The sequence below is a fragment of the Cellulomonas bogoriensis 69B4 = DSM 16987 genome (assembly GCF_000767165.1).
Lineage (GTDB): Bacteria > Actinomycetota > Actinomycetes > Actinomycetales > Cellulomonadaceae > Actinotalea > Actinotalea bogoriensis.
The window spans coordinates 1-6,735 of sequence record NZ_AXCZ01000151.1; the positions used below are offsets into that span (position 1 = coordinate 1).

General features: G+C 71.2%; 9 protein-coding genes. All 9 read right to left on the reverse strand.

Features of this window, described 5'->3' with window-relative positions; translation table 11 throughout:
* Positions 1-117: 117 nt before the first annotated feature.
* Entirely contained in the window at positions 118-1,128 is a 1,011-nt protein-coding gene (gene fliG, locus N869_RS11750; RefSeq protein WP_084137043.1) for a flagellar motor switch protein FliG, read from the reverse strand.
* A gap of 8 nt (positions 1,129-1,136) precedes the next feature.
* Positions 1,137-2,711 (reverse strand): flagellar basal-body MS-ring/collar protein FliF, encoded by a 1,575-nt coding sequence (gene fliF / locus N869_RS11755; protein WP_035061951.1) that lies wholly within the window; start codon positions 2,709-2,711, stop codon positions 1,137-1,139.
* The gene (locus tag N869_RS11760) at positions 2,711-3,034 is read right to left on the reverse strand and encodes a flagellar hook-basal body complex protein FliE (protein ID WP_035061953.1); all 324 of its coding nucleotides are present in this window, start codon (positions 3,032-3,034) and stop codon (positions 2,711-2,713) included. Before N869_RS11760 ends, fliF begins: the two co-directional genes overlap by 1 nt.
* Complete coding sequence (locus N869_RS11765) at positions 3,034-3,432, reverse strand: flagellar basal body rod protein FlgC (RefSeq protein ID WP_035061955.1); 399 nt, start codon at positions 3,430-3,432, stop codon at positions 3,034-3,036. Before N869_RS11765 ends, N869_RS11760 begins: the two co-directional genes overlap by 1 nt.
* A gap of 11 nt (positions 3,433-3,443) precedes the next feature.
* Entirely contained in the window at positions 3,444-3,788 is a 345-nt protein-coding gene (locus N869_RS11770) for a flagellar basal body rod protein FlgB (protein ID WP_035061956.1), read from the reverse strand.
* Positions 3,789-3,947: 159 nt separating this feature from the next.
* A complete protein-coding gene (locus N869_RS11775; protein ID WP_035061959.1) occupies positions 3,948-4,316 on the reverse strand; it encodes a hypothetical protein in 369 nt (122 codons plus the stop codon).
* A gap of 5 nt (positions 4,317-4,321) precedes the next feature.
* Positions 4,322-4,768 carry a flagellar export chaperone FliS gene (gene fliS, locus N869_RS11780; protein WP_035061961.1) on the reverse strand — a complete coding sequence of 149 codons (447 nt, stop codon included), beginning with the start codon at positions 4,766-4,768 and terminating at the stop codon, positions 4,322-4,324.
* A gap of 12 nt (positions 4,769-4,780) precedes the next feature.
* Entirely contained in the window at positions 4,781-6,202 is a 1,422-nt protein-coding gene (gene fliD, locus N869_RS11785) for a flagellar filament capping protein FliD (protein WP_035061963.1), read from the reverse strand.
* A gap of 107 nt (positions 6,203-6,309) precedes the next feature.
* A partial coding sequence (locus N869_RS11790; RefSeq protein ID WP_035061965.1) for a flagellin occupies positions 6,310-6,735 on the reverse strand: 426 nt, incomplete at its 5' end.

Below are 6,735 nucleotides of genomic sequence, written 5' to 3' on the forward strand. Positions count from 1 at the left end.
CGAGCTCCCGCGGCCCAGCCAGCGGCGTACCCGGCGGCGCGGGAGCGCTCGGCGGCGTCGTCGGTGGCCGCGTTGCGGGGGGTGACCAGCGCGGCGGGCCTGAAGGTGGTGATCGTCTCAGGCGACATACTCGTCCTCGCCCTCGCGGCGGATCACGATCTGGCCGCTCTCCTCGAGCTTGCGGATGACCTGCACCACCGAGGCGCGGGCGTCCTCGACCAGCGACAGACGCACCGGGCCGAGGAGCTCGATCTCCTCCTCGAGGTTCTCCCGGGCACGCTCGGACAGGTTGCGCAGGATCTTCTCGCGCACCTCCTCGTCGGCGCCCTTGAGCGCGGTCGCCAGGACCGACATCTCGACGCCGCGCAGCACCAGCTGGATCGCACGCTCCTCGAGCAGCACCACGTCGGTGAAGACGAACATGCGGCTGCGGACCTCGTCGGCCAGTGCCTCGTCACGGGCCTCCAGGCCCTCGAGGATGAGCTTCTCGGTGGTCGGGTCGGCCCTGTTGATGATCTCCACGAGGGGCTGGACACCGCCCACGGCCGACATCTCCTGCGGGGTCAGGACCGCCGAGGCCTTGCGCTGCAGGGTCTCGGCGACGACCTGGACCACGTCCGGGGAGGCGCGTTCCATGAGCGCGATGCGGTGGGCGATCTCGCCCTGCACCTTGGGCGGCAGGCCGGTCATGATCGCCGAGGCGTGGTCGGCCCGGAGGTGCGCCAGGACCAGGGCGATGGTCTGGGGGTGCTCACCGGAGAGCAGGGAGACGACCTGGCGGGCGTCGGCGTACTGCAGGAACTCGAACGGCTGGCCCTGGAGCGACGTCGCCAGACGCTCGAGCATGCCCGCGGCGCGCTCCCGGCCCACCGACGCCTCGAGCAGCTGCTGGGCGTACCCCAGGCCACCGCGGCTGCCGTAGGACCGACCCCCCAGGGACGTCTCGTGGAACTCGTCCAGGACGCTCTCGGCGACGACCGGGTCGATGCGCTCCAGACGTGCGATCTCGGTGGTGAGCTCTTCGATCTCGGACTCGTCGAGCTGGGCCATCACGCGTGCGGCCTGCTCGCGCCCGATCTGGATGAGGACCAGGGCGGCCTTCTGCGTGCCGGTGAGCATCGCGGTCATCGCGGCGGTCATCGGCGGGACCCGGCCAGCCACCCGCGCAGGGCCTCGGCGACCTCGGCAGGCTGGTCGGCCGCCAGGGCGATGATGTCCTCACGCTTCGCCGCCATCTCGTCGACCTCGATCGGGCTCGGCGCCGGCAGTGCGGGGGCCTCCTCGACGACGTCCAGGACCTCGGGCTCGCGCTCCTCGACGATCTCCAACCCACCCAGGTCGATCGCCTCGCGTCGCGCCCGCCGGCTGCGGCGAGCCGCGACGATCATCGCCAGGATGAAGGCCAGGAGGATCGCCCCGGCGATGATGCCGTTGCGGATCAGGGCGGCGGTCTGCTCGACCTCGGCCTGCTGGGCCGCGACCGCGAGGGCCTCCTGGGCGGCCTCGGCCCCGCTGGTGTCGAAGTTCATGCGGGTCACGGCCACGACGTCACCGCGCTCGACGTCGACGGCGGCCGCGGCGGTGACCATCTCCTCGAGCTGGGCGAGGTTCAGGCCGCCGCCGGCCTGCTCGGAGATCACCACGGACACCGCCTGGCGGCGCACGCTTCCGGGCGCGGTGGTGGTCTGCTCGGTGACGCGGCTCAGGGCGTTGTTCACCGTCTCGGACTCCTTGCGGTACTCGCCGCTGTTCTCCGCGCCGTTGGGGACGGCGATGTTGTCCGGGCCCAGGACCCCGGCCCCCGTGCCACCGGTGCCGGTGTACTCCTCGACCGTGGTCGAGGACGACAACGGTGGGACGTCGGCGTCCGGGACATAGGTCTCGGTGGTGCGGGCGACCTGGTCGTAGTCGAGGTCCGCGGTGACGGTGACCACGGCGTTGCCCCGACCGACCAGGGGGTCGAGCATCGCCTGGATGCCGGCGGCGACCCGCTGCTCGTAGTCGGAGGTCTGGCCCTCCTGCAGGGCGGTGCCGCCGGTGCCCACGGCGGACAGGACCCGGCCGTCGGCGTCGATGACGGCCACGTCCTGGGGGGACATGCCCTCGATGCCGGCGGAGACCAGGTGCACGATCGACTGGACCTGGTCGTTGCCGAGGGCGCCACCTCGTGCCGTCTGGACGAAGACCGACGCCGTCGGGTCGGCCTGCTCGGAGACGAACACGCTCTGCGAGGGCAGTGCCAGGCGGACGGTCGCGTTCTCGACGCCGTTGAGGGCGCTGATGGTCTTGGCCATCTCGCCCTCCAGCGCCCGCTGGTAGGTGACCTGCTGCTGGAACTCCGAGGACGTCATCCCCATGTCGTCCAGCAGCGAGTAGCCGGAACCGTCCGCCGCGGCGGGCAGGCCGGCGGCCGCGACCGCCAGGCGCATCGTGTACAGGTGCTGGTTGGGCACCAGGATCGTGGACCCGCCGTCGGTCAGCTCGTAGGGCACGCCCTCGGACTGCAGGTGGTCGACGATGGCGCTGGCGTCGGACGAGCCGAGGTTCGCGAACAGCGGGCTCATGGAGGGTCGGGTGAGCCACGCGGAGACCGCGAACAGGCCCAGGACCAGCCCGGCGATGCCGATGAGGGCGATGGTGCGCTGGGCGACGGTGAACTCCGACGTGCGCGCCTTGAGGCGGTCGAGCAGACCGCTGATCTGGGCGGGCATCAGGCCTGCATCCTCATGATCTCGGTGAAGGCGTCCACGGCCTTGTTGCGGATCGCGGCGGTCAGCTCGAACGCCATACTCGACTGGGCCGAGGCGATCGTGTAGTCGTGGACGTCGTCGAGGTCACCGGTCACCGCCCGGACAGCCAGGGCGTCGGAGGTGGCCTGCAGGGCTTGCAGGTTGTCGACCGCGCCGGCGATCGCGGCACCGAAGTCCCCGCCGCCGCCGGCCGTCCCGGTGGTCGCGGGGGCCGCAGCACCGCCGAGGGGGCCCAGGAGGCTGGGGGCGAGGGCGTCGGTCACGCCCGAGACAGGGGAGATCATCAGCCGCGTCCGATCTGCAGTGCTGCCTGGTAGGTCTCACGGGCCCGGTCCACGACGGCGGCGTTCGCCTGGTAGCCGCGCTGGGCCATGATCAGCTGGGTCATCTGGGAGGACATGTCGATGTCCGGGTAGCGCACGTAGCCCTGGGCGTCGGCCAGGGGGTGCGACGGCTCGAACACGAGACGTCCCTCGGCGGAGCCGAGCGCCACGCCGGCGACCTGGACGCCGCCGTCGGTGCCGCCCATCTGCTGGGCCAGGACGTAACGGGCCTGGAAGGCTGCCTCGTCCGTGGGGCGCACGGTGTTCATGTTCGCGAGGTTGTCGCTGACGGCGTCCAACCACTTGCGGTAGACGGTCATGCCGGTGCCGGCGACACCGATCGCTCCGAAGGTCGTCATGGCCGCCGTCCTCAGTTCGTCCTGAGCGCGGTGCGCATCTTGGAGAAGGTCCCGTCGATCGCCTGGGTGGCGAGCTGGTAGCGCAGGTTGGTGTCGATGTTGAGGAGCGTCTCGGTGTCGAGGTTGACGTTGTTGCCGTCCTCGCGCGTGGGCTCCAGGGACCGGTTCACGGTGGGGGTCACCGCACCGTTGCGCCCGCCGGCGACCGCGTCGGCCAGGGACTGCTCGAACGACACCCGCCCGGCGAGGAACCCGGGGGTCTGGAGGTTGGCGACATTGTTCGCGATCACGCGCTGGCGCATCGCCAGGCCGTCGAGGGCGCTGTTCATCGCCACGAACGTCACGGAGTCGAACACCTGCGGATACACCTCACCCAGGTCAGGTTCTCTCGGGCGGCCGATCCGTGGCCTGGGGGGCGAGCGATCCGTGCTCGGGGTCCTCATCGGCCCCGCGGCGGGCCCTGTGAGGGTTTTCCGCGATCAGGATCGCGGTTCCCCCGTCCGGGTGAACGCGGCTCAGGCCGGGGTGTCGAGGTACACCGGCGCGGCCGGCGGGGCAGAACGCAGCGCCTGCGCGGCGCGGGAGTGGCGACGGCTCAGGTCGGCCGCCTCGGCCAGCCGGCGGCCCACCTCGAGCTGACGGTCCAGGACGGCGCGGGCACGGTCGGCCAGCGCCAACGGAAGCGGACCCAACCCGGCCGGCGGAGCCCACGGGTCCCGGGGCGGGTCGTCGGCGATGTGGTCCATCGTCAGCATCTGCTCAGCGGCGGTGACGTCCAGCTCCAGCGCGTCCAACGCCTCCGCCCACGCCTGGTCCCACCCGGGCTCGGGCCCGGGCCCCCCGCTCGGGGAAGGGCCGGCGGTACGACGCGTGGGGTCGGTCATCGTCCTCAACCCACCCCGAGGTCACCAGGTGCGCGGGTGGTCGTCGCCAGGCCCGCGGGCTCCAGCGGTGTGGACGTCACGGCGAGCTCCTGGGCAGCCTGCTGCCAGGCGTCCCGCAACGGTTCGACGAGCTCGCGGCACGCGGCGGTGCGCTCGGCGTCGCCGGAGACGTTCGCACCGATCAGCTCGGTCAGCAGGAAGGTGTAGACGCTCATCAGCTGCTTGGCGCCGTCCCACGCCTGGACGTCCAGGGTCGAGGCGAGCTCGGTGACGATGTCCTGGGCGTGGGTCAGGTGGGTCCCGGCCGCTGCACGGTCGGCGGCGCGCTGGGCGGACTCGGCACGCTGCAGGTCCAGGACGAGCCGGTCGTACAACATGGTCAGCAGCTTGGCGGGGCTGGCGGTCGCGACGGTGTCGTCGACGTAGCGGCTGCGCAGGGCTGCGTAGTTCATGGCGACCTCGGCTCAGGAGTTGTTGTAGGACGGCAGCGAGCCCAGCTGGCCGGCGAGCCAGTTGGACTGCGACGACAGGTTCGACAACGTCACCTCGAGCGCCGCGTAGGTGCGCTGCAGGTTGGCCCGGCGCAGCTCCAGGCGTCGGTCCCAACCCTCGATCTGGTCGGTCATGCTGCGGATCTGGCCCTGCTGGCTCTCGATCCTGCGGGTCAGCGTCCCGTCGTACTTGTCCGAGAACCCGGAGGCCACGTCGGCCACACGTTGGGCCATCTCGGTCACCATCGCCTGCGTGCGGGCGGGGTCGGCCGCCATGGCCGCGCCGAAGACCTCCTTGTCGAAGGTGATGGTGCCGTCACGTCCGATCATGATCCCCACGGCGGAGGGTGACTCACCGCCCACCGGCATGGACATCGCGCTCGCGAGGCGGCTCTGGATGTTGCGCACCGTGGAGTCGCCGGTGAACACGCCACCGGTCACCGTCGAGCCGCCGTTGGCGTTGGAGGTGGTGGTCGTCGCGCTGCGGGAGGCGATGTCCGACAGGACCACGCCCAGGGCCCCGACGACCCCGGAGACCATCGACGTGAGGGCCTCGTCGTCGCGGGCGACCGTCACCGTGACCGGTGGGTCCGAGGGGGCGGTGACCGCGTTGACGGTGACGTCCACGCCGGTCATCAGGTTGGTGAACGTGTTGGACGACTGGACGAACTGCTCCTCCAGCCCGTCCACGCCCTTCCACAGGGTCACGACGGCGTCGGTCGCGGCACGTACCTGGTTGCCGTCGATGCGGTGGGTCGCCAGGGCTGCGGGGTCCAGGCCCTCCAGCTGGTCGCTGGTCCCGGCGTACACGCCGAACGCCCCGGTGGTTCCGGTGCTCGAGCCGGTGAACTGCAGGCGGAACTCGGGCTCGGCGCCCGCCTCGGTGCCGGAGACCCGCACCACCGTCGCGCGCACACCGGTCTCGGGAGAGTTGTTGATCGCCTTCGCGATGTCGTTCAGGGACCCCGTCGTGGGCGACACGGTCACGAACTGCCCGTCGGCGGTCCGTACCGTCAACGCGGGGGGTTCGCCCGTGAGCAGGGAGCCGTCGTCGGGCACCTTGGCCGAGACGCTCATCTGGCTCTGGGCGACGGCGTCCACGCTGAAGCTCAGGCTGCCGGGCTGGGCGTTGCCGTGGGTGGTCACGGTCGCCGACGTGTCCGACGCGGTCGCGGTGTACGCCTGCCACGACGCCGGCTTGGCGGCCTTGGTCGCGGCCTCCGCCAACGACGCGACCCTCGTGTTCAGTCCCTGGAGGGCCGAGACGAACGACTGCTGCGTCGACTGCCGCTGCTTCAGGAGGGTCTGGGGCATGGCCTCGACCTGCATGAGCTGGTTGATCATGCTGCTCGTGTTCAGCCCGCTGGCCAACCCGTCGATGCCGAACATGCCCATCGCGGCGGTCCCTCCTTCGTCTCATGTCATCGGTGGTGCGTACCGGCCGGCGGCAGGTGGGTGGGCCCACCCACCGCCGACCGGGTCGTGCGGTGGTGCTGGTGGGATCAGCGCAGGAGCGACAGGACGCCCTGGGGGATCTGGTTGGCCTGGGCCAGCATCGCGGTGCCGGCCTGGGACAGGATCTGCGCCCGGGTGAACTGCACCATCTCCGAGGCCATGTCCGTGTCACGGATCCGCGACTCGGAGGCGGACAGGTTCTCCACCGCCACGTTGATGTTCTTGATCGTGTGCTCGAACCGGTTCTGGTACGCACCCAGCTCGGCACGAGCCTGCGACACGTTGCCGATCTCGGCGTCGATCGCCGTGATCGCCGCCTGGGCCCCGGCGTGGGAGCTGAAGTCCAGGTCCGCACCGGTGGACCAGTCGGTCCCGTCGAACGTGCTGACCGTCAGGTTGCCGGCGACGGTGGCGACGTTCGCGGAGGACAGGTCGACCGCGATGGCGCTGTTGGCGTCACCGTCGGCGCCGAC